At 74.4% G+C, this 24,847-nt stretch carries 21 protein-coding genes and 1 pseudogene; 10 read left to right on the forward strand and 12 right to left on the reverse strand.

The features are described 5' to 3' along the window. Positions 1-7 precede the first annotated feature (7 nt). From AB0C78_RS00240 to AB0C78_RS00260, 5 genes are all read left to right on the forward strand, one after another. The gene (locus tag AB0C78_RS00240; protein ID WP_360739961.1) at positions 8-2,515 is read left to right on the forward strand and encodes a DUF3516 domain-containing protein; all 2,508 of its coding nucleotides are present in this window, start codon (positions 8-10) and stop codon (positions 2,513-2,515) included. Between the two features lie 31 nt (positions 2,516-2,546). Beyond that, the gene (locus tag AB0C78_RS00245) at positions 2,547-3,347 is read left to right on the forward strand and encodes a carbon-nitrogen hydrolase family protein (RefSeq protein WP_360739964.1); all 801 of its coding nucleotides are present in this window, start codon (positions 2,547-2,549) and stop codon (positions 3,345-3,347) included. A gap of 98 nt (positions 3,348-3,445) precedes the next feature. Continuing rightward, entirely contained in the window at positions 3,446-4,288 is an 843-nt protein-coding gene (locus AB0C78_RS00250) for an LLM class flavin-dependent oxidoreductase (protein ID WP_360739966.1), read from the forward strand. A gap of 102 nt (positions 4,289-4,390) precedes the next feature. Then, a complete protein-coding gene (locus AB0C78_RS00255) occupies positions 4,391-5,107 on the forward strand; it encodes a hypothetical protein (protein ID WP_360739969.1) in 717 nt (238 codons plus the stop codon). A 41-nt stretch (positions 5,108-5,148) separates the two neighbouring features. Further along, entirely contained in the window at positions 5,149-6,099 is a 951-nt protein-coding gene (locus AB0C78_RS00260; protein WP_360739972.1) for a hypothetical protein, read from the forward strand. Between the two features lie 40 nt (positions 6,100-6,139). Here AB0C78_RS00260 and AB0C78_RS00265 read toward each other — a convergent pair whose 3' ends face one another. The 7 genes and pseudogenes from AB0C78_RS00265 to AB0C78_RS00295 form a co-directional block, all read right to left on the reverse strand. Continuing rightward, the gene (locus AB0C78_RS00265; RefSeq protein WP_360739975.1) at positions 6,140-7,519 is read right to left on the reverse strand and encodes an FAD-linked oxidase C-terminal domain-containing protein; all 1,380 of its coding nucleotides are present in this window, start codon (positions 7,517-7,519) and stop codon (positions 6,140-6,142) included. Between the two features lie 33 nt (positions 7,520-7,552). Next, positions 7,553-7,897, reverse strand: a complete 345-nt coding sequence (locus AB0C78_RS00270; RefSeq protein WP_360740448.1) for a Clp protease N-terminal domain-containing protein — start codon at positions 7,895-7,897, stop codon at positions 7,553-7,555. Positions 7,898-7,933: 36 nt separating this feature from the next. Further along, a pseudogene (locus AB0C78_RS00275) lies at positions 7,934-8,110 on the reverse strand (Clp protease N-terminal domain-containing protein); the annotation flags it as partial. A 3-nt stretch (positions 8,111-8,113) separates the two neighbouring features. Then, a complete protein-coding gene (locus AB0C78_RS00280; protein ID WP_225992568.1) occupies positions 8,114-8,401 on the reverse strand; it encodes an RNA polymerase subunit sigma-70 in 288 nt (95 codons plus the stop codon). 61 nt (positions 8,402-8,462) lie between these two features. Beyond that, the gene (locus AB0C78_RS00285) at positions 8,463-9,479 is read right to left on the reverse strand and encodes a CNNM domain-containing protein (RefSeq protein ID WP_360739978.1); all 1,017 of its coding nucleotides are present in this window, start codon (positions 9,477-9,479) and stop codon (positions 8,463-8,465) included. After that, positions 9,476-10,825, reverse strand: coding sequence for a hemolysin family protein (locus tag AB0C78_RS00290; protein WP_360739981.1), 1,350 nt, complete (start codon positions 10,823-10,825; stop codon positions 9,476-9,478). Before AB0C78_RS00290 ends, AB0C78_RS00285 begins: the two co-directional genes overlap by 4 nt. Positions 10,826-10,979: 154 nt before the next feature. Continuing rightward, positions 10,980-11,846 (reverse strand): EamA family transporter, encoded by an 867-nt coding sequence (locus tag AB0C78_RS00295; protein ID WP_360739984.1) that lies wholly within the window; start codon positions 11,844-11,846, stop codon positions 10,980-10,982. A 218-nt stretch (positions 11,847-12,064) separates the two neighbouring features. Here AB0C78_RS00295 and AB0C78_RS00300 point away from each other — a divergent pair, with 218 nt between their 5' ends. Continuing rightward, on the forward strand, positions 12,065-13,129 hold the full coding sequence (locus tag AB0C78_RS00300) for a hypothetical protein (protein WP_360739986.1): 1,065 nt from the start codon (positions 12,065-12,067) through the stop codon (positions 13,127-13,129). Positions 13,130-13,144: 15 nt separating this feature from the next. Here AB0C78_RS00300 and AB0C78_RS00305 read toward each other — a convergent pair whose 3' ends face one another. The 5 genes from AB0C78_RS00305 to AB0C78_RS00325 all read right to left on the reverse strand — a co-directional run bounded on the left by AB0C78_RS00305 (position 13,145) and on the right by AB0C78_RS00325 (position 17,755). Next, positions 13,145-13,432, reverse strand: coding sequence for a hypothetical protein (locus AB0C78_RS00305; protein ID WP_360739988.1), 288 nt, complete (start codon positions 13,430-13,432; stop codon positions 13,145-13,147). A gap of 114 nt (positions 13,433-13,546) precedes the next feature. After that, the gene (locus AB0C78_RS00310) at positions 13,547-15,424 is read right to left on the reverse strand and encodes a potassium transporter TrkA (protein ID WP_360739991.1); all 1,878 of its coding nucleotides are present in this window, start codon (positions 15,422-15,424) and stop codon (positions 13,547-13,549) included. A 198-nt stretch (positions 15,425-15,622) separates the two neighbouring features. Next, positions 15,623-15,952, reverse strand: a complete 330-nt coding sequence (locus AB0C78_RS00315; protein WP_151547238.1) for an Lsr2 family protein — start codon at positions 15,950-15,952, stop codon at positions 15,623-15,625. 17 nt (positions 15,953-15,969) lie between these two features. Then, the gene (locus AB0C78_RS00320) at positions 15,970-16,326 is read right to left on the reverse strand and encodes an Lsr2 family protein (RefSeq protein ID WP_151547239.1); all 357 of its coding nucleotides are present in this window, start codon (positions 16,324-16,326) and stop codon (positions 15,970-15,972) included. Between the two features lie 136 nt (positions 16,327-16,462). Beyond that, entirely contained in the window at positions 16,463-17,755 is a 1,293-nt protein-coding gene (locus AB0C78_RS00325) for a helix-turn-helix domain-containing protein (protein WP_360739994.1), read from the reverse strand. A gap of 254 nt (positions 17,756-18,009) precedes the next feature. Between AB0C78_RS00325 and AB0C78_RS00330 the strand changes: the two genes are divergently transcribed. From AB0C78_RS00330 to AB0C78_RS00345, 4 genes are all read left to right on the forward strand, one after another. Continuing rightward, positions 18,010-20,106, forward strand: a complete 2,097-nt coding sequence (locus AB0C78_RS00330) for a catalase (protein ID WP_360739996.1) — start codon at positions 18,010-18,012, stop codon at positions 20,104-20,106. A gap of 545 nt (positions 20,107-20,651) precedes the next feature. Continuing rightward, entirely contained in the window at positions 20,652-21,467 is an 816-nt protein-coding gene (locus AB0C78_RS00335) for an AfsA-related hotdog domain-containing protein (protein ID WP_360739999.1), read from the forward strand. After that, on the forward strand, positions 21,464-22,105 hold the full coding sequence (locus tag AB0C78_RS00340; protein ID WP_360740001.1) for an isoprenylcysteine carboxylmethyltransferase family protein: 642 nt from the start codon (positions 21,464-21,466) through the stop codon (positions 22,103-22,105). Before AB0C78_RS00335 ends, AB0C78_RS00340 begins: the two co-directional genes overlap by 4 nt. Beyond that, positions 22,102-24,819 (forward strand): PEP/pyruvate-binding domain-containing protein, encoded by a 2,718-nt coding sequence (locus AB0C78_RS00345; protein WP_360740003.1) that lies wholly within the window; start codon positions 22,102-22,104, stop codon positions 24,817-24,819. The genes AB0C78_RS00340 and AB0C78_RS00345 overlap by 4 nt, the downstream gene beginning before the upstream one ends. Positions 24,820-24,847: the final 28 nt, after the last annotated feature.

Raw genomic sequence — 24,847 nt, forward strand, 5'->3', positions numbered from 1 at the left:
TGGAGGGGTGAGTCTTATCGATGAGCTTCCTTCCGGTACCGACGCTGATCCCGATTCGCTGTTCGAGGCGTTCGAGCGGTGGGTGTCCGGGCGCGGGATCACGCTGTATCCCGCGCAGGAGGAGGCGCTCATCGAGGTCGTCTCGGGCGCCAACGTGATCCTTTCGACGCCGACCGGGTCCGGCAAGAGCCTGGTGGCGGCGGGGGCGCTGTTCGCGGCGCTCGGCAAGGACCAGGTCGGCTTCTACACCGCGCCGATCAAGGCGCTGGTGTCGGAGAAGTTCTTCGACCTGTGCGAGATGTTCGGGCGGGAGAACGTCGGGATGATGACCGGCGACGCCAGCGTCAACGCGGACGCGCCGATCGTGTGCTGCACCGCCGAGGTGCTGGCGAACATCGCGCTGCGGGACGGCGCCGACGCCGACATCGGCGTGGTCGTGATGGACGAGTTCCACTTCTACGCCGAGCCGGAGCGGGGCTGGGCGTGGCAGATCCCGCTGCTGGAGCTGCCGCAGACGCAGTTCCTGCTGATGTCGGCGACGCTCGGCGACGTCGGGTTCTTCCAGAAGGACCTGACGCGCCGGACGGGCCGGCCGACGGCGCTGGTGACGTCGGCGGAGCGGCCCGTCCCGCTGATCTACGACTACCGGGTGACGCCGCTGCACGAGACGATCGAGGAGCTGCTGGCCGAGCAGAAGGCGCCGATCTACCTGGTGCACTTCACGCAGGCGGCGGCGATCGAGCGGGCGCAGTCGCTGATGAGCATCAACGTGTGCACGAAGGCGGAGAAGGCGCGGATCGCCGAGCTGATCGGCGGGTTCCGGTTCACGACGAAGTTCGGGCGGAACCTGTCGCGGTTCGTCCGGCACGGGATCGGGGTGCACCACGCGGGGATGCTGCCGAAGTACCGGCGGCTGGTGGAGCGGCTCGCGCAGGCCGGGCTGCTGAAGGTCATCTGCGGCACCGACACGCTGGGCGTGGGGGTGAACGTGCCGATCCGGACGGTGGTGTTCACCGCGCTGAGCAAGTACGACGGGCACCGGGTGCGGCGGCTGCGGGCACGGGAGTTCCACCAGATCGCCGGGCGTGCCGGGCGCGCCGGGTTCGACACGGTCGGGTTCGTCGTCGCGCAGGCCCCCGAGCACGTGGTGGAGAACGAGAAGGCCCTCGCCAAGGCCGGCGACGACCCGAAGAAGCGGCGGAAGGTACAGCGCAAGAAGCCGCCGGAGGGGTTCGTCGGCTGGGACGAGGAGGTCTTCAACAAGCTCCAGGACGCCGAGCCGGAGATGCTCCGGTCCCGGTTCCAGGTGTCGCACGCGATGCTGCTGTCGGTGATCGCGCGTCCCGGGAACGCGTTCCAGGCGATGAAGCGGCTGCTGACCGACAACCACGAGGAGCCGTCGGCGCAGCGCCGGCACATCTCCCGCGCCATCGCGATCTACCGGTCGCTGCTGGCGGGCGGGGTGGTGGAGGTGCTGCCGGAGCCCGACGACCTCGGCCGGTACGCGCGGATCACCGTGGACCTGCAGGAGGACTTCGCGCTCAACCAGCCGCTGTCGACGTTCGCGCTGGCCGCGTTCGAGGTGCTGGACCCGGCGTCGCCGTCGTACGCGCTGGACGTCCTGTCGGTGATCGAGGCGACGCTGGACGACCCGCGGCAGATCCTCGCCGCGCAGGTCAACAAGGCGCGCGGCGAGGCCGTCCAGGAGATGAAGGCGGAGGGGATCGAGTACGAGGAGCGGATGGAGCTGCTCCAGGACGTCGACCACCCGAAGCCGCTGGAGGACGAGCTCGACGCCGCGTACGAGATCTACCGGGCCGGGCACCCCTGGGTGGGCGACCATCCGCTGCGGCCGAAGTCGGTCGTGCGGGACATGTACGAGCGGGCGATGACGTTCACCGAGTACATCGGGTACTACGAGCTGGCCAGGGCCGAGGGGCTCGTGCTGAGGTACCTGTCGGGGGCGTACAAGGCGCTGCAGCAGACCGTCCCCGAGTCGATCAAGACCGACGACCTCATCGACCTGATCGAGTGGCTCGGGGAGCTGGTCCGGCAGGTCGACTCCAGCCTGCTGGACGAGTGGGAGCAGCTCGCCAACCCGGCCGACGAGGACGTCAGCGAGCCGATCGAGGACCGGGTCACGAAGGTGACGGCGAACGCGCGGGCGTTCCGGGTGCTGGTCCGCAACGCGCTGTTCCGCCGGGTGGAGCTGGCGGCGCTGGAGCGGTACCGGGAGCTCGGCGAGCTGGACCCCGACTTCGGCGAGGACGCCTGGCGCGAGGCGATGGACGCCTACTTCGAGGAGCACGACGAGCTGCTCACCGGCCCGGACGCGCGCGGCCCGAAGCTGCTGCAGATCGAGGAGGTGCCGGACGACGCGCTGTGGCGGGTCCGGCAGGTGTTCGACGACCCGGCGGGCGACCACGACTGGGGCATCTCCGCCGAGGTCGACCTGGCGGGCTCGGACCAGGAGGGCGCGGCGGTCGTCCGGGTCACCGCCGTGGACCGCATGTGAGCCGAGGACGGATGTGACGGAGGGCCGAGGAATGGTGCAGGTCGCGGTCGCGCAGTTCGCGCCCGGCGAGGACAAGGACGCCAACCTGGCGGCGATCGGGAAGCTCGCCGCGGAGGCGGCCGGGCGCGGCGCGAAGGTCGTCGTGTTCCCGGAGTTCGCGATGTTCACCGCGCCGCGGCTGGACCGGCGGTTCATCGACACGGCCGAGCCGCTGGACGGCCCGTTCGCGTCCGGGCTCGGCGAGCTGGCCCGCCGGCACGGCGTGCACGTGGTGGCGGGCATGAACGAGCGGCTGGACGATCCGGAACGGATCTCCAACACGCTCCTCGCGATCGGCCCGGACGGCGCCGTAGCGGCGACGTACCGCAAGACGCACCTGTACGACGCGTTCGGGTACAAGGAGTCGGAGGTCGTCCGGCACGGACCGATCGGCGAGCCGGAGACGTTCGCCGTTGACGGCGTGCGGTTCGGCATGCAGACCTGCTACGACGTCCGATTCCCCGAGGTCACGCGGCGGATCGTGGACGCGGGCGCGGAGGTGCTCGCGCTGCCCGCCGAGTGGGTGCCCGGGCCCCTCAAGGAGGACCACTGGCGGACGCTGGTGCGGGCCCGCGCGATCGAGAACACGATCTACGTGGCGGCCGCCGACCAGTGCGCCCCGACCGGCGCCGGCAACAGCATGATCGTCGACCCGATGGGCGTCGTCGTCGCGGCGCTGGGGGAGACGGCGGGCACGGCGGCGGCGGACGTGTCGCCCGAGCGCGTCGCGGCCGTGCGGGAGAAGAACCCGGCGCTGTCGCTGCGCCGCTTCACCACCGTCCCGCTGCCCTGACCCGTGCCTTGGGCCCGTTGCCGGGCACGGCGGGGCTTGACAGATGAGTGAGTGCTCACTCAAATTGGAGGAAGGGACGCGAGCGGAAGGCGGAGACCATGGCGGATCGGCGGTTCCGGTTCGGGCTGATGGCGGGAGGCGCGCGCGACGGCGCCGCATGGGCGGCGCTCGCCCGCCGCGCCGAGGACCTCGGGTACGCGACGCTGCTCACCCCGGACACGACCGGCACGGCGGACCCCGTGGCGTCGCTCGCGGCCGCCGCGGGCGCGACGTCCTCGCTGCGCGTCGGCACGTTCGTGCTGTCCGCGGCGACCCGTCCCGCCGCCATGGTCGCCTGGCAGGCCGCCTCGCTGGCGTTCGCGACCGGCGACCGCTTCGAGCTGGGGCTCGGCGCCGGACGGCCCGGCGGGGAGGCCGACGCGGCGCTGTTCGGCGTGCCGTACGGGACGGCCGCCGAGCGCGTCCGCCGGGTCGAGGCGGCCATGGACGCGGTGGCGAGCCCGCCGGACGGGCTGTTCGCCGGGACGGGCCGCCCGCCGCGGGTGCTCGTCGCGGCGTCCCGGCGGCGGATGCTGGAGCTCGCCGCGCGCCGGGCGGACACGGTCGCGTTCGGGGTGTCGCCGCTGACCGGCGACAAGGAGCTGGCGCCGCTCGTCGGCATCGTCCGCGACGCGGCGGGGGAGCGGTTCGACGACGTGGAGCTGTGCACGCAGGTCCACGTCGTCGGCGACGAGGTGCCCGGATGGCTCGCCCCGCGGCTCGGGGTGGACGGCGCGGCGATGGCGTCCGCCGGGTCCATCGCGATGCTGACCGGGGCGCCCCGCGAGATGGCCGGCACGCTCGCCCGGCGGCGGGACGAGCTGGGCGTGTCGTACGTGTCGGTCCCGTCGGTGTTCGCCGAGGAGTTCGCGCCGGTGGTCGAGCTGCTCGCCGGGCGCTAAGCCCGTCTCCTCGGGGGCCGCGGGGTCCGGGACTGTATCGAGCGGGCAACGGTCTCCGGCATTCTCCGTGTGCGGGCGTGCGCGGACCGTGACGATCGGATCGTGCCCGAATCCCGCGACCTCCCCCCGGCCGGATACACCCGCGCCACGCCGCGCCCGCCGCTCCGCTCCCGCCTTCTCGGCGTCCGCGCTCTCCCCGCCCGCGCGCTGAACGCCCGGGCGTTGAGCGCCCGGCCCCGCGTCCGCTCGCCCTTCCCGGCCGTCGCGCTCGCCCTCGTCCTGGCGGCCGGGATCGTCGGCCTGATCGGCTACGGGACGAGGCGCGAACCCCCGGCCAGGAGCCTCACCCCGGACGCGGCGAGCCCGACCGCGCCCGCCATGCCCGCCGCGCCCGCCGCGCCGAGCGCACCCGGCGGCGGCGCGGCCCTCCCGGACGCGCCGTCGCCGCCCCCGTTCTCCGGCCCGTCCGGTGCGTCGCCGCCGGCCTTCCCCGCCCCGGCGCCCGGCCCGGTGAACGCGGAGGACGACCCGCCGGGCAGCGGTCCGTCGGCGCCAGGAGGGACGCCGGGAGGGACGCCAGGAGGGCGGCCCGCCGCACCTGCCCCGGTGCACGCCCGTCCCGCCGCGACCCGCCCGCCGCACGCGCACCCGAAGCCCCGCCCCCGGCCCGCGCCCCGGCCGCACGCGCCGTCCAAGCCGCGCCCCGCCCGCCCGGCCGCGCCCTCGTGGATCGGACCGGAGTGCCACCGCCGGTTTCCCGCCGACCCGGCCCGCCAGTCCGCCTGCGTCGCCGCCCTGACCCGCTACTACGCGAAATGATCGAGATCACGTGAACCGCGGCGACGCGGGCCGAGTCGTACATGACCATGAACCCGAACGACGTCATCGCCACCGCCCTCATCGATGCCTTCGCGCGGCGCGGATATCCGTGCTCGCTGCCCGACCCGAACACGCTCGCGGTCACGTTCAAGGACGGCTCCCAGGCGCACGCGGACATCACCGAATGGCGGGCGCACGCGGGCCGGAACCCGCGCGCCGACCTGCCCGGTCTCGCCGCGCAGTACGCCGACCGGGCCGTCCAGGCGTTCGAGCGCGGCCCCGCCGCCGCGCCCGCCGGCGGGGGCGCGCGGCGCATGCTGGAGGAGGGGAGCCTGCGCGTCCGCCTCTACCCGGAGAGCGCGCTCGACGAGCGGATGCGCGCGGCGCTGCTGACCCGGCCGCTCGCCCCCGGGCTGCTGGAGACGGTCGTGGCGGACCTGCCCGACTCGATCGTCCCGCTGAACCGGGCCGACCTCGGCGACGTGCCCGAGCACGAGGCGTTCGGCGCCGCGCTGGCCCGGTCCGTCGAGGCCGAGCCGCACTACGTGCAGGCCACCGACGTCGACGGGGTGAAGATCGCGCACATCGGCGAGCAGCACCGCTACATCGGCGCCCACGCGCACGCGCTGCGCCGGCACTTCCCGGGGCCGCTGCCGTTCGGCGCCCTCGTCGCCTTCCCGCTGCCCGAGTACGTCGCGGTGCACGAGATCGGCACGGACCCGCACCTCGTCCTAGCGCTCAAGACGATGCAGGAGGTCGCGGCGCGGCTCGCCGGGAGCGGGGAGCGGCCGATCAGCCCGCAGGTCTACTGGTGGCGTCCGGGGGAGTACGAGCGGATGGAGGAGCGCGCGGGCTTCTACAGCGGGCGGGTCCCCGACCTGCGGCCGGTCGGGGTGCAGATCGAGCAGGGCGAGGACGGGCGGCTGAGCGTCGGCCTGGTCGGCGACCCGACCGCCGAGCTGGTCCAGGGCTGGGAGGCCGCGCGCGGCTGACCCACCCGCGCCCGGGCTCGGGCCCAGGCCCGGGCCGGGCTCAGGGCGTCCCGAACACCTTGCCGGGGTTGAAGATGCCCGCCGGGTCCAGCGCGTCCTTCACCGCCCGGTGCATGGCGATCACCGCCGGCTCCAGTTCGGCGTGCAGGCCGCGCCGCTTGAGCAGGCCGACACCGTGCTCGCCGGTGACGGTCCCGCCGAGGTCGATGGCGTCCGCAACGATGCGGTCGAACGCCCGCTGCGCCCGCACCCGCGCGTCGTCGTCACCGGCGGGCGCGATGATCAGCGGGTGCAGGTTGCCGTCCCCGGCGTGCGCGATGTTGGCGATGTGGGTGCCGGTCTCGGACGCGGCGGCCTCGATCCGGGCCAGCATCTCCGGGACGAGCGCGCGCGGCACGCACACGTCCTCGGTGAGGACGGGCCCGAGCCGCTCCAGCGCCGGGTAGGCGAGCCGGCGCGCGGCGAACAGCGCCTCGGCCTCCGCCTCGTCGGACGAGCGGGCGCTCCAGGTCGCGCCCGCCTCCTTGAACAGGGCGACCATCGTGTCGGCCTCCGCCTCGCCCGCCTCCCCGGGCAGGTCGGTGCGGCCGAGGAGCAGGACGTTCGCGTCGGCGGACAGCCCCATGTTCCGCCACGCGTCGACCGCCGCCAGGCAGTGCCGGTCGACCAGCTCCAGCGCGCTCGGCACGATCCCGGCGGCGGTGACGCGGCTGACGGCCTCGCCCGCCTCCCGCAGCGTGTCGAAGTAGCCGACGACGGTGCGCTCGGGGGCGCGGGCGCCGCGCAGCCGCACGGTGATCTCGGTGATCACGCCGAGGGTGCCCTCCGAGCCGACCATCAGCCCGCACAGGTCGTACCCGGCGACGCCCTTGGCGGTGCGGCGGCCGAGCCGCACCACCTCGCCGCGGCCGACGACCGCCTGCATCGCGAGCACGTAGTCGCGGGTCACGCCGTACTTGACGCAGCACAGGCCGCCGGCGTTGGTCGCCGCGTTGCCGCCGATCGTGGACCACGGCGAGCTGGCCGGGTCCGGCGGGTACCACAGGCCGTGCTCGGCGGCGGCGAGCCGCAGCGCGTCGTTGACCACGCCGGGCTGGACGACCGCGAGCCGCTCGGCGGCGTCGATCTCGACGATCTCGTTCATCGCCTCCAGCGACAGCAGGACGCAGCCGTCCAGGGCGTTCGCGCCGCCGGACAGCCCGGTGCCGGCGCCGCGCGGGACGACCGGGACGCCGTGCTCCGCGCAGGCGGCCACCACCGCCCGGACGTCCTCGGTGGATCCGGCGCGGACGAGGGCGGCGGGCGTCCCGTACGGGGCCCATTCCGCCTCGTCGTGCGCGTAGGAGGCGATCACGTCCGGGTCGGTGACGAGCCGGGGGGCGGGGAGGGTGCCGCGGAGGGCGTCCAGGATCTCGGGCATGTCCTCACGTAATCACATGGGCGGGCGCCCGCCTCACGCCGCCTCGGTGGTGATCAGCCGGGTGACGTCGGCGCGCAGCCCCGGGAGGTCGACGCCCGCCTCGGCCACCAGCCGCGCCGCGAGGAAGTCCTCGTCGTGCAGGATGCCGAGCAGGATGTGGCCGCTGCGGATCTGCTTCTGCTTGAGCCGCACCGCGTGCCGCAGGCTCAGCTCCAGGGCCTTCTTGGCCTTCGGCGTGAACGGGATGTGGCCCCGCGCGTAGCGGGGGAGCTTGCCGGCGGGGACGTCGAGGGCACCCTCGCCGAAGGTCTGCTCGGTGGCCTCGCGGACGGCGTCCAGGTCGATGCCGATGCTGCGGAGGGCGCCGGAGTCCAGCACGTCGCCGCCGGCGCGGTTGACGCGGGCGATCCGGGTGCGCAGGTCCGCCGCGTCGAGCCCGTGCTCGCGCAGCGCCCGGCCCATGGTGTCGTCGCCGCTGAGCAGCGAGAGCAGGACGTGCTCGGTGCCGATGTGGTGGTCGCGCAGCGCGCGCGCCTCCGCCTGCGCGCCGACGACGGCCGCCCGCGCGTCCGCGGTGAAACGCTCGAACATCTCCTACTGCTCCTTCCGTGCTTTTCCGAGGGGGGACGACCCCCCGCGCCCCCCGGCCGACTTCGTCGGGAGGGGGAGGCGGCGCCCGCCGCCGTGCTTCTTGTGGACGGCCTGCCTGCTCACGCCGAGGCAGACCGCGATGTCCTGCCAGGACCAGCCCTGGTCGCGGGCGCTGGCCACCTGCAGCGCCTCCAGCCGTTCGGCCAGCTCGCGCAGCGCGCGGACGGCCCGCAGGCCGACCGCCGGGTCCCTGCTGCTCGCCTCCTGGGCGAGCGTCACTCCATCGCTCATGCCTGTCAATGTAGGTTGACACTCGCCGCGATGTCAACCGGCGTTGACAGGTGAACGCGGGTCAGGTGAGCCTCAGCAGCGTGGTGAGCAGGTCGTCCAGGCTGACCAGGCCCGCCACCTGCCCGTCCGGGCCGATCGCCAGGCCCAGCTGGCTGTGCCGCGCCCGCAGCGTCGCAACGGCCTCGCCGACCGGCGTGCCCACCGGCATCGCCGGCACCGGATGCGCGAGCTCCCCGGCGGTCGCCTCCCGGCCGCGCGCCCGCGCCAGGTAGGCGTCGCGGACGTGCACCATCCGCGCCTGCCCCCGGCCCGAGCCGCGCAGCATGATCCGGACCCGGCCGGTCCGCGCGGCGGTGTCGATGACCTCCTGCGGGGACGCCTCCGGCGGCACCGACACGATCTCCGACACCGGCACCACCAGGTCCGACAGCGGCGCGCGCGGCGCGTCCAGCGCGGCGGTCAGCAGGGTCAGGTCGCGCTGCCCGATCAGCCCCAGCCGCCGCGACTCCTCGGCGATGCTGCGCAGCTGCTCCGGCGTCCGCGACACCTCCCGCATCTCGCCCGGGTGCACGCCCGCCGCGCGCAGCAGCAGGTTCGTCGCCCCGTTCAGCGCCGCCAGCAGCGGCCGGACGACCGTCGTGAACGCCCGGAACGGCAGCGCCAGCACCGTCGCCGACCGCTCCGGCCCCGCGATCGAGAACGACTTCGGCGCCATCTCCCCGACGACCATGTGCAGGAACGTCACCACGCCGAGCGCGATCACGAACCCGATCGCGTGCGCGACGCCCCCCGACAGGCCCGCGGCGTGGAACAGCGGCGCCAGCGCCTCGGTGAACACCGGCTCGGACACCAGGCCCAGCCCCAGCGAGCACATCGTGATGCCGAGCTGCGCGCCCGCGAGCGTCAGCGACAGCTCGCCGATCCCCGCCACCGCCGCCCCCGCGGCCCGGCTCCCGCGCGCGGCGGCCCGTTCCAGCCGCGGCCGCTTCGCCGCCACCAGCGCGAACTCGGTCGCGACGAAGAACCCGTTGCCGGCCAGCAGCGCCAGCGTCACCGGGACGCCCAGGGTCAGGTTCACCGGCCACCGCCGTCCCGCTCGCCGGGCGCCGCGACGACCGTCCGGACCCGGATCAGCTCTGGCACGTGCCGGTGGACGGTCAGCACCTCCACCACCGCCGTGCGCGGCGGCTCGTCCAGCCGGGTGGGCTCCAGCTCCACCCGCACCACGTCGCCGGGCCGCGCCACCCGGCCGAGCCGCTGCAGCAGCAGCCCCGCGACGGTCTCGTAGTCGCCCTCCGGCAGCGCGATCCCCGTCTCGTGCGCCACCTCGTCCACCCGCAGCCCGGCGTCGGTCGTCCACCACTCGCCGCGCCGGATCGCGAGGTCCTCGTCCGGGTCGTGCTCGTCGGCGATCTCCCCGACCAGCTCCTCCGCGACGTCCTCCCAGGTGATCAGCCCGGCGAAGCCGCCGTACTCGTCCACCACGCACGCCACCGGGACGTCGGCGGCGCGCAGCCGCGCCACCACGTCCGGCAGCGGCAGCGACGACGGCAGCAGCAGCGGCGGCCGCGCGATCGCGCCCACCTCGGTCCGCTCCGACTCCGCCGGGTCCAGCAGGATCAGCTCGTCCAGCCCGACGATCCCGACGACGTCGTCGACCCGCTCCCCGACGACCGGGTAGCGGGAGTGCCCGCTCGCGGTGATGATCTCGCTCAGCTCCGACGCGCGCGCCGACGCGGGCACCGTCACCACGTCCACCCGCGGCACCATGACCTCCTCGGCGTCCCGCTCGGAGAACACCAGCGCGCGCTCCAGCAGGTCGGCGTGCGCCTCCTGGAACTGCTCGCCGGACTCGCCGATGATGTGACCGAGCTCCTCCAGCGTCGCGCCGTGGTGCAGCTCCTCGACCGGCTCGATCCCGGCGGCCCGCACCAGGCGGTTCGCCGCCGCGTCGAACAGCCGGATCACCGGCGCCGCCACCGCCAGGTACACCAGCGTCGATCCGGCCAGCCACCGCGCCATCGCCTCCGCCCGCGCCAGCGCCAGGTTCTTCGGGAACAGCTCGCCCAGCACCATCTGCAGCACCGTCGCCAGCACGAACCCGAGCGCGACCGCGACGCCGCCCGACACGCCGCGCGGCACCCCCGCCGCGTCCAGCACCGGCGCGATCAGGTCGGCGAGCGCCGGCTTGGCGATGAACCCGACCACCAGCGCGGTCACCGTGATGCCGAGCTGCGCGCCCGACAGCATGAACGACAGCCGCTCCATCACCCGGACGGCGCGCGCGGCCGCGCGGTCGCCCTCCGCCGCCCGCTGGTCCAGCAGCGGCCGGTCCGCGGTGACGAACGCGAACTCCTGCGCCACGAAGTAGCCCGTCGCCGCGGTCAGCACCAGGACCGCGAGCAGGCCCAGCGCCCCGTTCACCGGTCCTCTTCGACGTCCCGGGCCGCACCGGCGGCCCGCGGCCCGCTCTGCCCGGGCACCATTCCCCCTCCGCGCGTCCCTGCAAGATCCCTTCTACCCTGCCAGGCGCCGGTACGCGCCGCGAGACCCGCCCGCCCCGTCCGGTGCGGCGGCGCTAGTGCGCGGTGATGAGGACGACGCCCGCCGCGACCACGCAGGCCGCCGCGATCCGGCGCGCGCCGAGCCGCTCGGAGAAGAACACCGCGCCGATGACCGCGCCCGAGATCACCCCGGTCTCGCGCAGCGCCGCCACCGACGCCAGCGCCCCGCGCGTCTGCGCCCACAGCACGATCCCGTACGCCGCCATCGAGATGAGGCCGCCCGCCAGGCCCCCCAGCACGGCGGACCGGGGCAGCCGGGTGAGCGTCGCGCGGCCGCGCAGGGCCAGCACGATCGCGACCGTCAGCGGTGCCTGGATGGAGAACATCCACGACGTGTACGACAGCGAGCCGCCCGCGTGCCGCACCCCGACCCCGTCCAGCAGGGTGTAGCCCGCGATGGACACGCCGGTCAGCAGCGCCGCCGCGACGGCACGCGGGTCCCGGGGCTTCGCCCCGCCTTCCTCCGGGCCGCCGCCGTCGCGGCGGCCCGCGAAGGCCAGCACGACGAGCCCGCCGCAGACCGCCGCGACGCCCGCGTCCTGCGCCCACGTGAGCCGCTCGCCGAGCGCCACCGCCGCCACGACCGCCACCAGCAGCGGCGCGCTGCCCCGCGCCAGCGGGTACACCTGGCTGAAGTCGCCCAGCTGGTACGCCGCGAGCAGCAGCCCCATGTACACGATGTGGACGGCGGCCGACGCCACGAGCCACGGCCACGCCGCCCGGTCCGGCGGGCCGACGATCAGTCCCATCGGGACCACCACCACCGCCTCGCCGAGGCCGATCAGCGCGAACGAGGCCCACCGGTCCGGCGCGCCCTTCGCGATCGCGTTCCAGGTGGCGTGCAGCACTCCGGCGAAGATCACGGCGAGGGCGACGGTCATGCGCCCACCCCACCGCGAACGGGCGCCCCGGTGCATCGATTTAGGTCTGGGCTAAAAGGTCCGCGAGCCCCGCCGGACGGCCCGAATTTCCGGATCTCGTGACATTCCGGGGATGGCTGGGCACAAGTGATAGCAAGGGAAGGAAGGCAGAACGGCAGATCTCCCGCGGGACGGCCCCGCCCGGCCCGCAGGACCTCCTGACGCGGTGGGGAGCGCCGATGAACGATGAGAGCCGTCCCCGTCCGGTGTTCGACCCGGGCATTCCCGTCGCGGACCGCGCCGTGCTCGCCGCCGCCCCGGAGCGGCTGGTCGCGGCGAGCCTGCCCGCGCCCGCGCCACCGGCCCTGACCCTCGCCACCGTCGTCGCCCGGGTGCTGTGGATCCCGGCGTTCGCCTTCTTCTACGGCGTGCTGCCCGGCGGCTGGCTGCGGGTGTGCTTCCTCGCCTCGCTCGACCAGGACGACCTCGTCGGCGGCGCGCTGCGGTGGGGGAGGCTGCCCGTCCTGGCGATGATGCTCACCCCGGCGCTGCAGGTCCTCCTGCTGCTCCTCGGGCAGACCGAGGCCGCCGTGCTGCTGGCCGCCGTCAGCTTCACCGGCTGGGTGATCGGCGCGCTGCGGCACCTGCGCGAGCCCGCCGCCGCCCGCGCCGCCCGCGAGCACCACGGCCGCTACCTGCTGCCCGCCGACTTCGACCGGCCCGCGGCGCGGCTGCTGATCCGCGCCCAGCGCGCCGTCGACGCCGTCCTCTCCTCGCAGTCGCACCGCGCCGGGCTGCTGGACGACGTCGGCAACACGGTCGTGCTGCCGCGGCAGGAATGGGCGATCGCGGCCACGCTCGCCGAGCACACCCGGCTGCGCCGGGAGCGGATCGTGCAGCAGCCCGAGCGGCTGTCCCCGCGGGTGCGGGCCCTCCTCGAACCGCAGGACCGCGCGCTCGCGCTGTCGGCGCGGTCCGTGACCGTCCGGATCGAGGCGCTGGAGGAGTACGCGCGCCGCGCCGGCGAGGCCGACGACGCGTACCACGAGTCGCGCGTCCTGACGGCGCTTCCGGAGCAGAACGCCCGCTACCGCGACCTGCTCGCCGGCACGGCCGGCGACGCGATGGCGGGCGCCGAGATCCGCGGCATGGCCGAGGACACCCACCGCACCGAACGCGCGCTCCGCGAGGAGGCCGCGGACGCCCTCGACACCGCCCCGGAACTCGCCGTCCCCGAGGACGCAGGACGGGCCGCCGGCCGGGCCGCCGGACGCACCGCGACCGGCGAGCCCGAGACGGCCTAGCTCGCTCCGGCCGCCTTACGCCTGCCCGCTCGGGCGCCGCGCCGCCCTCGAAATGATGCGGTCCGCGGTGCGCTGCGTGCCGGCGATGCGGCGGCGCAGGCGCGTCCGGCCGGGACGCGTCCCGGCGGCGCGCCGGGCGGGCCCGGCCGCCCGGTCCGCCTCCTCGGCCAGCCGGGCCCCCGCCCGTGCCAGCTCGGCCAGCAGCCGGCGCGCGGCCTGGCCGTCCCGCTCGTCCAGCGCGCAGCCGTACAGCGCCTCGATCTCGGCTATGCGCGCTCCCAGCCGCAACATCTGATCGCCCACGATTGATCACCCCGTCGGTCCAATTGTGGGCGATCCGCGGCCGTTCGCGCACCGCCATTTCCGCCGCCCCGCATTCCGGTCCGTCCGTAATGGAGGGCCGTGTGCGCGCGGGCGTCAGTTCTCCGCGAGGACGATGACGCGGTCCCGCGCGGACAGCACCAGCGGCGCCGTCTTGTCGGGGTTGAGGACCACGCCGTACCCGGGCGGCTCGTGGTACCGGTCGATGAGCCGGTAGCCGAGCGCGACCTCGCCGCGCCGCCGCGCCGACTCGATCAGCGTCGCGAAGTCGGCGGTGCCGCCCGGCACGAGGTAGTCGCAGGCGGGCTTGAGGTAGATCTCCGACCCGGCCGGGTCGAGCAGGTCGGCGAACACGTCGTACAGGTGCCGGTTCTCGCTCAGCTGGGTCAGCATCAGGCTGATCAACTTGTCGCTGACGACGAAGTCGTCGGCCTTGGTGACCTGCGCGACCTCCCGGTTGGCGTCGTCGTTGATCTCGCTGACGATGGAGAACGGGTCGCCGAGCGCGTCCTCCATGTCGCGCAGGTGCAGCAGCGTCACCAGCGTGCGCGCGTCGGCGTGCTCGCGGTCGTAGCCGGCCTCCGACAGCACGATGACGTGCTGGTACGAGCCGACGTCCAGGGACTCCAGCGACGGCCGCTCGGTCGGCTCCGCGGCCACGAACCCGACCTTGAGGTTGGCGAGCGGGCCGAGGGCGCCGGTCGGGTCCTCGCGCGGCGCGGCGACCGTCAGCGCCGACCCGGGCGCGAGGAACTCGTCCAGCAGCTCGATGATCTTCTGGGCGCGGTGGTTCCAGCCGAGCAGCAGGGTCCGCTCCGGCACCGGCTCCCGCGCGGTCGCCGTGGTGATCGCCCGCTCCCGGACGGCCGGCGGCGGCCCGGACGCGAGCCGGATCAGCAGGTCGTCCTCGGCCAGCACGATGATCTCGTCGTCGGCGCTGACCGGGGTGTCCATCGGCGGGTTCAGCGCCACCGCGCCGTCGCTGTGCCGCAGCCCCGCCGGGACGCCGAGGTCGTAGCGCGACAGCGTCTCGCCGAACGTCAGGCCCGCCAGCGACGGCTCGGCCCGCATGTAGAACTCGTGCCCGGCGAAGTCGAGCAGGTCGGTGCAGACCTGCGACAGCCCGGACTGCCGGTGCGACTGGACGATCAGCCGGATCGCGATGTCGTCGGCGTCGATGACCCGCGCGGCGTCGCCGCCGGCCAGCCGCGCCGCGGGCAGGTTCGCCGAGTCGTGCACCGCCGCGACGACGTGCGGCCGGCGCCGCTCCCAGGCGCGCGCGCCGAGCGACAGCAGCACCTTGATGACGTGGGTGTCGGCGTCCTCGACCTCCGGCGAGATCACCATGATGGACCGCGCGGTGCCGGGGCTGACCAGCTCCAGGTCGGCGACCTTCAGCGGGTTGCCGGTGCGGCACACGATCCGGGTCCGGCCGAACTCGCCGACCCGCGCGCGGAGGGCGTCCTCCATCTCGACCTTGTCGCGGTCGGCGAGGATCGCCACGCACGAGCGCCGCTCGCTCTGGTTGGCCTCCACCAGCTCGGCGACGACCGTGAACACCTGCTCCGACCAGCCGAGCAGCACGGTGTGGTCGTGCTCGACGATCCGGGACCGGCCCTTGCGCAGCTCGGTGATCTTGCTTTCCAGGCCGGTGGTGATGACGCCGATCAGCGAGCTGACGATGAAGATGCCGCCGACCGTGGCGACCAGCATCAGGCCGAGGAACGCGACGCCGCCGCTGTCGCCGCCCATCGTGCCGGGGTCGAGGGTGCGCAGCAGGCTGCGCCACACCATGCCGGGCCAGTGCCCGTTGCGGCTGCTGTCGCGCGGCGCGAGGACGACCGCGGCCGTCGCCACCACGAGCACGAGCGCCGCCGAGGCGAGCCCGAGCCAGCCGATGAGCGCCGGCGTCCCCTTCGACATCGTGGTGTCGAACCAGTACCGGACACGGTCCCGTCGCGTCGCGTGCTTCAACCCCGCTTGCCCCCCTTTGCCGGCCCCCCGGGCGCCACCCTACCGACTTGCGCGCCGATGATGTCCGCCATGCGGAATTCGGGGAATGCCGAGCGAAAGGCGATTTGCCCGGTGCGCACTAATGCGTGAGGGGCCGGAGTGAGAATTTCACTCCGGCCCCTCGGCGCTCTGCCGGAACTCGGCCGGCCGCGCGGAGCGCTAGTGCGCGGCCTCGTACTGCTCGATCACATTGGCGGGGATACGGCCCCGCTCATTGACCTTGATGCCGTGGTTCTTCGCCCACTCGCGAATCTCGGCGGAGCGCTCGCGGCTGCCCGCGGTACGGGTGCCGCGCGCCTGCCGGCCCGCCGGCTTGCGCGCCTTGCGGGCGCCGGCCACGAACGGCTCCAGCCCGTCGCGCAGCTTCGCGGCGTTCTTCTTGCTCAGGTCGATCTCGTAACTGGTGCCATCGAGTGAAAAGCTGACCGTCTCGTCGGCCTCGCCACCGTCGATGTCGTCCACGAGAAGGACTTCGACCTTCTGTGCCATGCGGGGACTCCCTCTAGCTATGCGTCCGGCTTCGCGTCCGGATGAGCGTCGATGAATGCAGCATAGACCTCATCCGATATCTTGCCACGTTCGGAGACTTCGACGCCCTCGCGCAATGCCCACTCGCGGACATCGCCGTTCGTGTAGCCCTTGATCTTCGCTACCCGGGCCTTGCGGCCCTTCCCCGCGGGCTTCACCTCCGCGGCGTTCTCGATGAAGGGCGCGAGCGCGTCCAGCATCTCGTTCAACCGCTTGTAGTTGTCATCGCTCAGGTCGATCGTGAACGTCCGACCCAGGACCTCGAAGTCCCGCTTGGCGACATCGTCCCCTTCGGAGCCGTCGATGTCGTCGACTCGAATGACCTTCTCGGCCATCTGTACCTTGTGTTCCTTCCCCTCGCCTACGCGGCGCCCCCGACCGTAGCGGATTCCGTGCCCCACCATGACGTCGCGGCGCGGCGCGGCACGGGAAAAGGCGCGCGGATCGGCGCGCGAGTCGCGCGGGAGGCGGTCAGGAAGCGGAACGCGCGCGGATCCAGGTGCTGAGCAGGAGCATCATCTCGAGGCGGAGATCGGGGTCCTCGATGTCGAAGTCGAACATCTCGTGGAGTTGCGCGAGCCGGTACCGGACGGTCTGCGGATGCACGCACAGCACCTCGGCGGCGCCCGTCGCGTTGAAGCCGTGCTTCATGCATTCCAGCAGCGTCTCGGCCAGCCGGACGCCCTGCCGCTGCCCCGCGGCCTCCAGCGGGGCGAGCCGCCGCGCCGCCACCAGCGCCGCCAGCGACGCGCCCTCCTGCAGCAGCAGCTCAGGCAGGTGCTCGTCGGCGCGGACGAGCAGCCCGCCGCGCCGGGCCCCGCGCCCGCCGGTGCTCGCCTTGCCGTTTCCGGCGCGGGCGCGGCGGGGCGCGGCGGGCGGTACGAGGTCGAGCGCGCGCCGCGCCCACTGCAGCGACGTCCGCGCCTGGTCGGCGGGGACGGACGGGCCGACGGCGCCCGTCCAGCCGGCCAGCGTCGCGGTCAGCTCGTCCATCCGGCCGGGGCCGTCCGGGTCCGGCATCACCAGGCAGGGCCGGCCGTGGTCCAGCCCGGTCAGCAGCGACGGCGGCAGCCCGGCGGGGCCCTCGCCGCCGCTGCCCGGGCGCGGCCGCAGCACGATCACCGCGAGCCGGCGCGGCAGCGGCCAGCCCGCCCGCGCGGACTGCTCGCCGACGACCTCGGGCGGCGCGGGCGGGTCCGACAGCAGCAGCGCCAGCAGCCGGCCGCGGCGCTGCTCGCGCTCCCCGGCGGCCTTCTCGCGGGCCCGCGCGTACCCGTGCGCGGCGGCGGACGCGAGCGCGTCCAGGTAGGCGAAGTTGGCCTCGGCGAGCAGGCTGACCAGGGCGCGCGGGCGGCCGAGCCGCTCCGCCTCGACCGCCAGGTGCCGCCAGGCCAGCCGCGACGCGACCCGCATCGCGTTCTGCAGGTGCTCCAGGCTGCGGCCCTCCACCGCCTCGCCGTATCCGACGTCGAAGAAGACCTGGTACACCTCCTTCCAGGAGGCGTCCGGGTCGGCGATCATCTGGACGAAGTGCTCCATCGCGTGCGCGACCGCGGCCTCGGCGACGCGGACGTAGGCGGCGTCGCCCGGGCGGTCGTACTCCGGGACGTGCCGCAGCACGCCCTGCACCATCGGGCCGAGCAGCTCGGGCAGCCGCGGGCGCATCCAGCGGGCCTCCTCCGCCGGGACGTCCCGCCACGGCTCCTCCGTCAGTCCGTCCAGCACCGGCGATCCGGTGTGCGCGTCCTCGTATGCCGTCGTCATGGCGACACCTCCTCGACCGAGCTCCCGGTCGTCTCAACCTAGGCATCGGGGCCGGTGCGCGACACTCATCCGTCCGCACCGCCGGGCGGGGCCGATTGTCAGCCGTTTGACAAGGGTCCCGGGCCCGGGGGAGGCGGTCCCGCGGCGGTGCCGCCGGGCGTGCTCAAGTTCGGGTCAAAGCGTGCATGGCGGAGGGTTCGCCGGGTAGCGGCTCCACGGAGTGCGATCATCGAGCAGCCACGAGGAGCCGAATCATGGCCAACCCGGCCGGCCACGAGGACCGGAAGCAGGAGCAGCTGGAGCGGCGGCGGGTGAGCCCGGACGGGGCGGCCGGGCTGACCACCGACCAGGGCGTCCGGGTCGACGACACCGACAACTCGCTGACGGTGGGCGAGCGCGGCCCGTCGCTGATGGAGGACTTCCACCTCCGCGAGAAGATCACCCATTTCGACCACGAGCGGATCCCCGAGCGGGTCGTGCACGCGCGCGGCTCCGGGGCGTACGGGCACTTCACGCTGACCGAGTCGCTCGCCGAGTACACGACCGCCGAGTTCCTGTGCGACACGTCGCTGACGACGCCGGTGTTCGTGCGGTTCTCGACGGTCGCCGGGTCGCGGGGGTCGGCGGACACCGTCCGGGACGTCCGCGGCTTCGCGACGAAGTTCTACACGAACCAGGGCAACTTCGACCTGGTCGGCAACAACATGCCGGTCTTCTTCATCCAGGACGGCATCAAGTTCCCCGACTTCGTGCACGCGGTGAAGCCCGAGCCGCCCAACGAGATCCCGCAGGCGTCGTCCGCGCACGACACGCTGTGGGACTTCGTGCAGCTCCAGCCCGAGACGATGCACATGATGATGTGGCTGATGTCGGACCGGGCGCTGCCGCGCAGCTACGCGATGATGCAGGGGTTCGGCGTGCACACCTTCCGGCTCGTCAACGCCGAGGGCCGGGGCACGTTCGTGAAGTTCCACTGGAGGCCGAAGCTCGGCACCCACTCGCTCGCCTGGGACGAGACGCAGAAGATCGCCGGCAAGGACCCCGACTTCAACCGGCGGGACCTGTGGGACCGCATCGAGGACGGCGACTTCCCCGAGTACGAGCTCGGCGTGCAGCTGGTGCCGGAGGAGGACGAGCACCGGTTCGGGTTCGACCTGCTCGACCCGACCAAGATCATTCCGGAGGAGGAGGTCCCGGTGCGGCCGGTCGGCCGGATGGTGCTGGACCGCAACCCCGACAACTTCTTCGCCGAGACCGAGCAGGTCGCCTTCCACATCGGCAACGTGGTGCCGGGCATCGACTTCACCAACGACCCGCTGCTGCAGGCCCGCCTGTTCTCCTACCTCGACACCCAGCTGATCCGGCTCGGCGGCCCGAACTTCCCGCAGATCCCGGTGAACCAGCCGGTCGCCGACGTCCGCAACCACCAGCGCGACGGCTACCACCAGATGAAGCTGCACCAGGGGCAGGCGAGCTACCACAAGAACTCGCTGGGCGGCGGCTGCCCGGCCGTCGGCGGGCCCGGGTCGTTCACCCACTACCAGGAGCGCGTGGACGGCGAGAAGATCCGCAAGCGGAGCGAGAGCTTCAAGGACCACTACTCGCAGGCGACGCTGTTCTGGAACAGCATGGCCGACTGGGAGAAGGAGCACATCGTCGGCGCGTTCCGGTTCGAGCTCGGCAAGTGCGACCACAAGCACATCCGCGAGGGCGTGGTCGCGCAGCTCAACCACGTCGACCACGACCTCGCCGTGCAGGTCGCCGAGGGCGTCGGGGTGGAGCCGCCGTCGGACGCCCCGACCGCCAACCACGGCCGCACCTCGCCCGCGCTGAGCCAGGACGAGCAGCCGGGCTCCGCCAAGGGCCGCACGGTCGCGATCCTGGTGGCGGACGGCGTCGACTCGGCGGCCGTCGGCGCGGTCGGCGACGCGCTGGCCGAGGCGGGCGCGGTCTGCGACGTGCTCGCCGCGAAGGACGGGCACGTCCAGGCCGCCAACGGCGCGCAGGTCACGGTGACCCGCGCGATGCCGACCGTCGCGTCCGTGCTGTACGACGCCGTGCTGGTGCCCGGGGGAGAGGCGAGCGTGCGGACGCTGGCGCAGGACGGCGACGCGGTGCACTTCGTCGCGGAGGCATTCGTGCACTGCAAGGCGATCGGCGCGCTGGACGAGGGCGTCGCGCTGCTGGAGCGGGCCGGGATCACCGGGGTGAAGACCTCGGAGGACGGCACCGTCGAGGACTTCGGCGTCGTCACCGGCCGCGGGCCCGGCGGCGACTTCAGCGCCGCGCTCATCGAGGCGATCGCCAAGCACCGGCACTGGCGGCGGCAGAAGGACCACGTGCCGGCCTGACCGGACGGCGCAGGACGGCACGGAGGGAGCCGGGCGGGGCCCGGCGCGGTAGCACGCTTCGGGCGGGCACCGCGCCGGGCCCCGTGGCGTGTGGCCGCTTTCTGCCAAATCAATTGTGGGCCACGTCACAAAACGGCGGCCGCGCGGAATGATTGAATCATGATCTGAAAATATATCTTGTGCGACTCGCCGGTTAAAACGCGCGACCCGGTACGCGGGAATCGCGCGCATTCCGCCCGCATTACGGCTGGACGCGGCCGGGCCACCGCCGCCGGACCGTCGTGACCGTCCGTGCAAGTGGGTCCTGACATGCGGATTCCGGGCGGCCCGCGCCTGCCGTACGGTGCGTCCGGCGCGCCGGTCCTTGCCGGTCTGGGAAGACCCGCACGGCCCGGACTGCCCATGGGTGCAGTTCATCCGGGCGCATTTCTGTAGCAAGATGACGGCCGTCTCGCTGGATTTCCTGTGCTTCCGGTAAGGGCGCCGGGCGGCTTTTTCGCCGGCCGCCCGGCAAGGGCATGGGTCCGATTATGGAGGGAGGGCGCATGGCCGCGTCCGTCATTGAACGATTCCGCGAGCTGGTCGTCGACGAGTCCGATCCCTTCTACTTCGACCACCCCCTCGACCACGTGCCGGGAATGCTGCTGTTCAGCGGCACGCTGGACCTCGCCGTCCGCGCGGACTCGGCGCGATCGCGCGGACGGCGGGCCGGGCGGGTCGTCGCCGGGCTCGACTTCACCCGGTTCTGCGAGCTCGACCGCGGCACCACGCTGTCGTGCCGCCCCGTCCCCGGCCGCAACCGCGCCTGGACGGTCGCCGCCCGGCAGGGCGCGAAGGAGGTGTGCGCGGGCACCATCGCGTTCACCGACGACACCGGCCCCGCGCCCGCGCCGCCGGAACCGGCCGTCCCGCCTGCGGCGATCCCGCCGTCCCGGCACGCGCCCGCCGACCTCGTGCACCGGCACCGCCCCGAGAACATCCTGGTCGGCGAGCCGGTGCGGCGCGGGCGCGGCGTCGTGGAGGCGGCCGTGCTGAGGCCGCCGGGCAGGGAGCGGGACGCCTGGACTCCCGTCGAGATCGTCGAGGCGGGCCGCCAGTTCGCCACGCTGCTGGAGCACAGCGAGCACGGCAGGCCGCTGGACGCGCGCCTGCTGTGGGTGTCGCTGCGGATGGACGTGCCGCTCCGGCTCGCCGGAACAGTCCCGCTGCTGCTGCGCTGGCCGGTCGCCCGGGTGCCCGGCCCCCGGTCCCGGTGCACGGCCACCCTCGCGGACGCCTCGACGGGCGCCGACCTCGGGTCGCTGGCCTACGAGGCGTACGCGGTCGACCCGGAGCGCTACGAGCGGACCCGGTCGTCATGAACGACCGACTCCGCGACCCGCTCCTGCTGCTCGCGCCGCGCGCCGCCTTCGCGGCAGGCGCCGGGTTCCTGGTGGCGGGAATCGCCCTTCACGCGGCGCGCGACGGCGCAGAGCCGGTGGTCATGCTCGCCCTGTACCTGGGCTGGCTGCTGCTGGAAGCACCGGTGACGTTCCGGCGGGCCGCCGCGTCCCCGTCGGATGCGCGGACCCTCCTGCCGTACGCGCTCGCCCGCCTCCTGCTCGTCGCGTCCGCCTCGCTCGGGCCGTTCCCGTGGCCGGCGTCGTCGCCGTGGACGGCGATCCCCGCGCTCGCCTTCGTCGCCGGAGTCGCGCTGCGGCAGACCGCGATCCGCACGCTCGGGCGGTTCTACTCGCACCACGTCATGAGGCAGGACGGCCATCGCGTCGTGACCGGCGGCGTCTACCGGGTCGTCCGGCATCCGGCGTACGCGGGCATGCTGCTCGCCAACCTCGCCTTCGCCGGCTTCTTCCTCGCGCCCCTCACCGCCGCCGCGTTCGCGCTGCTCGCGGCGGCCGTCGCCTGGCGGATCCGCGTGGAGGAACGCGCGCTGTGGGACGTTCCGGGCTACCCGCCGTACGCCGCCGGACGGGCGCGCGTGCTGCCGAAGGTGTGGTGAGCGGCGTGCCTGCCGGATCGATGGGCACGGGCGAGGTCGGGCACAAGTTCGCCCGGCTGGACACGCTGCGCGACGCGGGCTTCCCCGTGCCGAAGTTCTTCTGCGTGCCCGCGGCGGAGTTCGACCGGGCGCTGGACGGCCTGAGCGGCGCCCTGCCGCCGCGCCCGGCGGTCCCGGCCGCGCAGTGGTGCGGGTTCGCCGCCTCGGCCCTCGCCGCGGCCGTCCCGGACGGCCCTCTCGCCGCGCGGCTGCTGGCGGGGTTCGACGAGCTCGCGGGCGCGGACGGCACGGTCGCCGTGCGCGCCTGCATCGTCCCCAACCCGGACGGCGCGGACGGCGCGGCCGAGGACTCGGCCGAGGACCCCTTCGCCGGGCTGAGCGACAGCTTCCTGTACGTCCGGCGCGACGGGCTGCTGGAGGCGGTGGCGCGCTGCTGGGCGTCGGCGTTCAAGCCCGAGGCGGTCCATTACCGGGAGTTCCGGGGCATCGACCCGGCGGCCGCGCGGGTCGCGGTCGGCGTGCAGCGGATGGTCCCGGGAACCCGCTCGTTCGTCGCGTTCACCCGCGACCCCCGCGACGGGGCGCACCGGCACGTCATCGCCGCCGCGCACGGCATCGGCGAAGGCGTCGTCCAGGAGAAGGCCGACGTCGACCACTTCTTCGTCGACCCGGAGACCGGGCGCGTCGACGCCGAGGTCGTCGCCAAGCACCGCATGGTCGGCCCGCCGGGAGACGGCGAGGACGGTCCGCGCACCGTTCCCGTCCCCGGCGACCTGCGCACCGCGCCCGTGCTCACCGGCGAGCGGGCACGGGAGATCGCCGGGCTCGCCGCGCGCGTCGAGCGGCTGTTCGGCTGCCCGCAGGACATCGAGGGGACCATCACGCCCGACGGCGCCGTCCATCTCGTGCAGGCCCGCCCGCTGGCCGCCCCGGCCGACCAGGAGCGGGCACCGCGCGTCCACTGGGGCAACCACAACATCACCGAGAGCTTCCCCGGCGTGTCCGGCGCGCTGACGTACTCGCAGGCGCGCGCCTTCTACCAGCTCGCCTTCACCGACCTGTACCGGCGGATGGGGGTGCCCGCGCGGCGGCTGCGCGCGCGCGGCCACCGCCTCGCCCGGATGGTCGGGCTCCTCGACGGCCGCGCCTACTACCGGCTGGACGACTGGCAGGAGCTGCACGGGCAACTGCCCGTCTTCGACCTGATCCGGGCGGGCTGGGAAGAGGGGATGGGCATCACCGGCGAGGCGCGCGCGGACCGCCGGTGGTCGCGCGCCCGCGTCGCGGCCGCGCTGCCCGCGCTCGCCTGGCGCGCGGCCGGGCACCGCCGCGCCACCGTCCGGTTCCTGCGCTGGTGGGACGCGCTGATGGCGGACGTGCGCGGCCCCGCGTCCCGCCCGCTCGCCGAGTACTCCCCGGACGAGCTGATCACCTTGTACCGGTGGGTGTGGGCCGAGGTGTCGGTGCGCTGGGGCGTCACGCTCGCCAACGGCGTCTACGGCCTGCTCCTCATGCGGGCGGCGACCGCGCTGCTGCGCCGCTGGGCGGGCGCCGGGCCGGAGCTGCTGCCCGGGCTGCTGTGCGGAGGGCCGGAGAACCGGTCGCTCGCCGCCGCCCGCGCCGCCCTCGCGCTAGCCGAGCGCGCCGCCGAGGTGCCCGCGTTGAAGGCCGCCATGCTGGCCGACGACCTGGGCGGACGCACCGACGAGGAGCATCTGCGGGCCGTCTGGGACGACGTCGCCGAGGGCCGGCACGGCGCCTTCCTCGCCACGTCCGCACGCGCCTACCTGTGCCGTTACGGCGACCGGGCGGTGCACGACCTCAAGCTCGACGAGCCGACGCCGCGGCAGCGGCCCTGGATGACCGCCGCGGTGCTGCGGCCGCTCGTCCGGCAGGGGGCGACGGTCGCCGCGAACCGTGAGGCCGAGGCGCGCGCCGCGGCCGATGCGCGCCGCCGCCTGCGCGAATCCTGCCCCGGCCCGGCCAGACGGGTGGTCCTGCGCGTACTGCTCGGCATGATGCGCTGGTCCGTGCGCGCGCGGGAGGACGCCCGGTTCTGCCGCACGCAGTTGTTCGGGCTGTCCCGCGAGGTGATGTGGCGCCTCGGCGGCGAGCTCGCCGCGGCCGGGCTGCTCGACGACCCGCTCGACGTCGCCGACCTCACCGTGGAGGAGGTCATCGGCGCGTTCGACGGCACGCTGCCCGGCGCCGACCTGCGCGGGCTCGCCGCGCTGCGGCGCGCCGAACGCGTCCGGAACCAGGCCGTGCCGCCGCCGCCCGCGCTGCTGTCGGCGCCCGCCACGCGCCCCGCCGCCGCCGCGCTGCCCCACGCGCGCCCCCTCGGCCCGGAGCCGGACGCCGGCGAGGACGGCACGCTGCGCGGGCTCGGATCCGGCGGCGGGACGGTCCGGGGCCGCGCGAAGGTCGTGCTCGACCCGCGCGTCCCGCCCGGCGACTGCGCGGGCCGCATCCTCGTCGCCCGCGAGACCGACCCCGGCTGGCTCGCCCTGATGATCGCCGCGTCCGGGCTGGTCGTCGAGCGCGGCACCCTGCTCTCGCACACCGCCGTCACGGGACGGCTGCTCGGCGTGCCCACCGCGGTCGCGGTCGGCGGCGCCGTCGCCCACATCCCCGACGGCGCCTGGATCGAGCTGGACGGGCGGTCCGGCACGGTCCGGATCCTCGGCGCCCCGGCGGGCGCCGCCGCCGGCTGACCCCCGGAACCGCCCGAGAACCCCGCGA

The organism is Actinomadura sp. NPDC048394 (assembly GCF_040651755.1).
Lineage (GTDB): Bacteria > Actinomycetota > Actinomycetes > Streptosporangiales > Streptosporangiaceae > Spirillospora > Spirillospora montaniterrae.

Excerpts from the sequence above, each read along its gene's own strand:
- AB0C78_RS00280 (WP_225992568.1), bottom strand. The coding sequence starts at position 8,401 with ATGAGCGATGGAGTGACGCTCGCCCAGGAGGCGAGCAGCAGGGACCCG.
- AB0C78_RS00245 (WP_360739964.1), top strand. The coding sequence starts at position 2,547 with ATGGTGCAGGTCGCGGTCGCGCAGTTCGCGCCCGGCGAGGACAAGGAC.
- AB0C78_RS00335 (WP_360739999.1), top strand. The coding sequence starts at position 20,652 with ATGGCCGCGTCCGTCATTGAACGATTCCGCGAGCTGGTCGTCGACGAG.
- AB0C78_RS00325 (WP_360739994.1), bottom strand. The coding sequence starts at position 17,755 with ATGACGACGGCATACGAGGACGCGCACACCGGATCGCCGGTGCTGGAC.
- AB0C78_RS00250 (WP_360739966.1), top strand. The coding sequence starts at position 3,446 with ATGGCGGATCGGCGGTTCCGGTTCGGGCTGATGGCGGGAGGCGCGCGC.
- AB0C78_RS00330 (WP_360739996.1), top strand. The coding sequence starts at position 18,010 with ATGGCCAACCCGGCCGGCCACGAGGACCGGAAGCAGGAGCAGCTGGAG.
- AB0C78_RS00320 (WP_151547239.1), bottom strand. The coding sequence starts at position 16,326 with ATGGCCGAGAAGGTCATTCGAGTCGACGACATCGACGGCTCCGAAGGG.
- AB0C78_RS00315 (WP_151547238.1), bottom strand. The coding sequence starts at position 15,952 with ATGGCACAGAAGGTCGAAGTCCTTCTCGTGGACGACATCGACGGTGGC.
- AB0C78_RS00295 (WP_360739984.1), bottom strand. The coding sequence starts at position 11,846 with ATGACCGTCGCCCTCGCCGTGATCTTCGCCGGAGTGCTGCACGCCACC.
- AB0C78_RS00260 (WP_360739972.1), top strand. The coding sequence starts at position 5,149 with ATGACCATGAACCCGAACGACGTCATCGCCACCGCCCTCATCGATGCC.
- AB0C78_RS00340 (WP_360740001.1), top strand. The coding sequence starts at position 21,464 with ATGAACGACCGACTCCGCGACCCGCTCCTGCTGCTCGCGCCGCGCGCC.
- AB0C78_RS00300 (WP_360739986.1), top strand. The coding sequence starts at position 12,065 with ATGAACGATGAGAGCCGTCCCCGTCCGGTGTTCGACCCGGGCATTCCC.
- AB0C78_RS00265 (WP_360739975.1), bottom strand. The coding sequence starts at position 7,519 with ATGCCCGAGATCCTGGACGCCCTCCGCGGCACCCTCCCCGCCCCCCGG.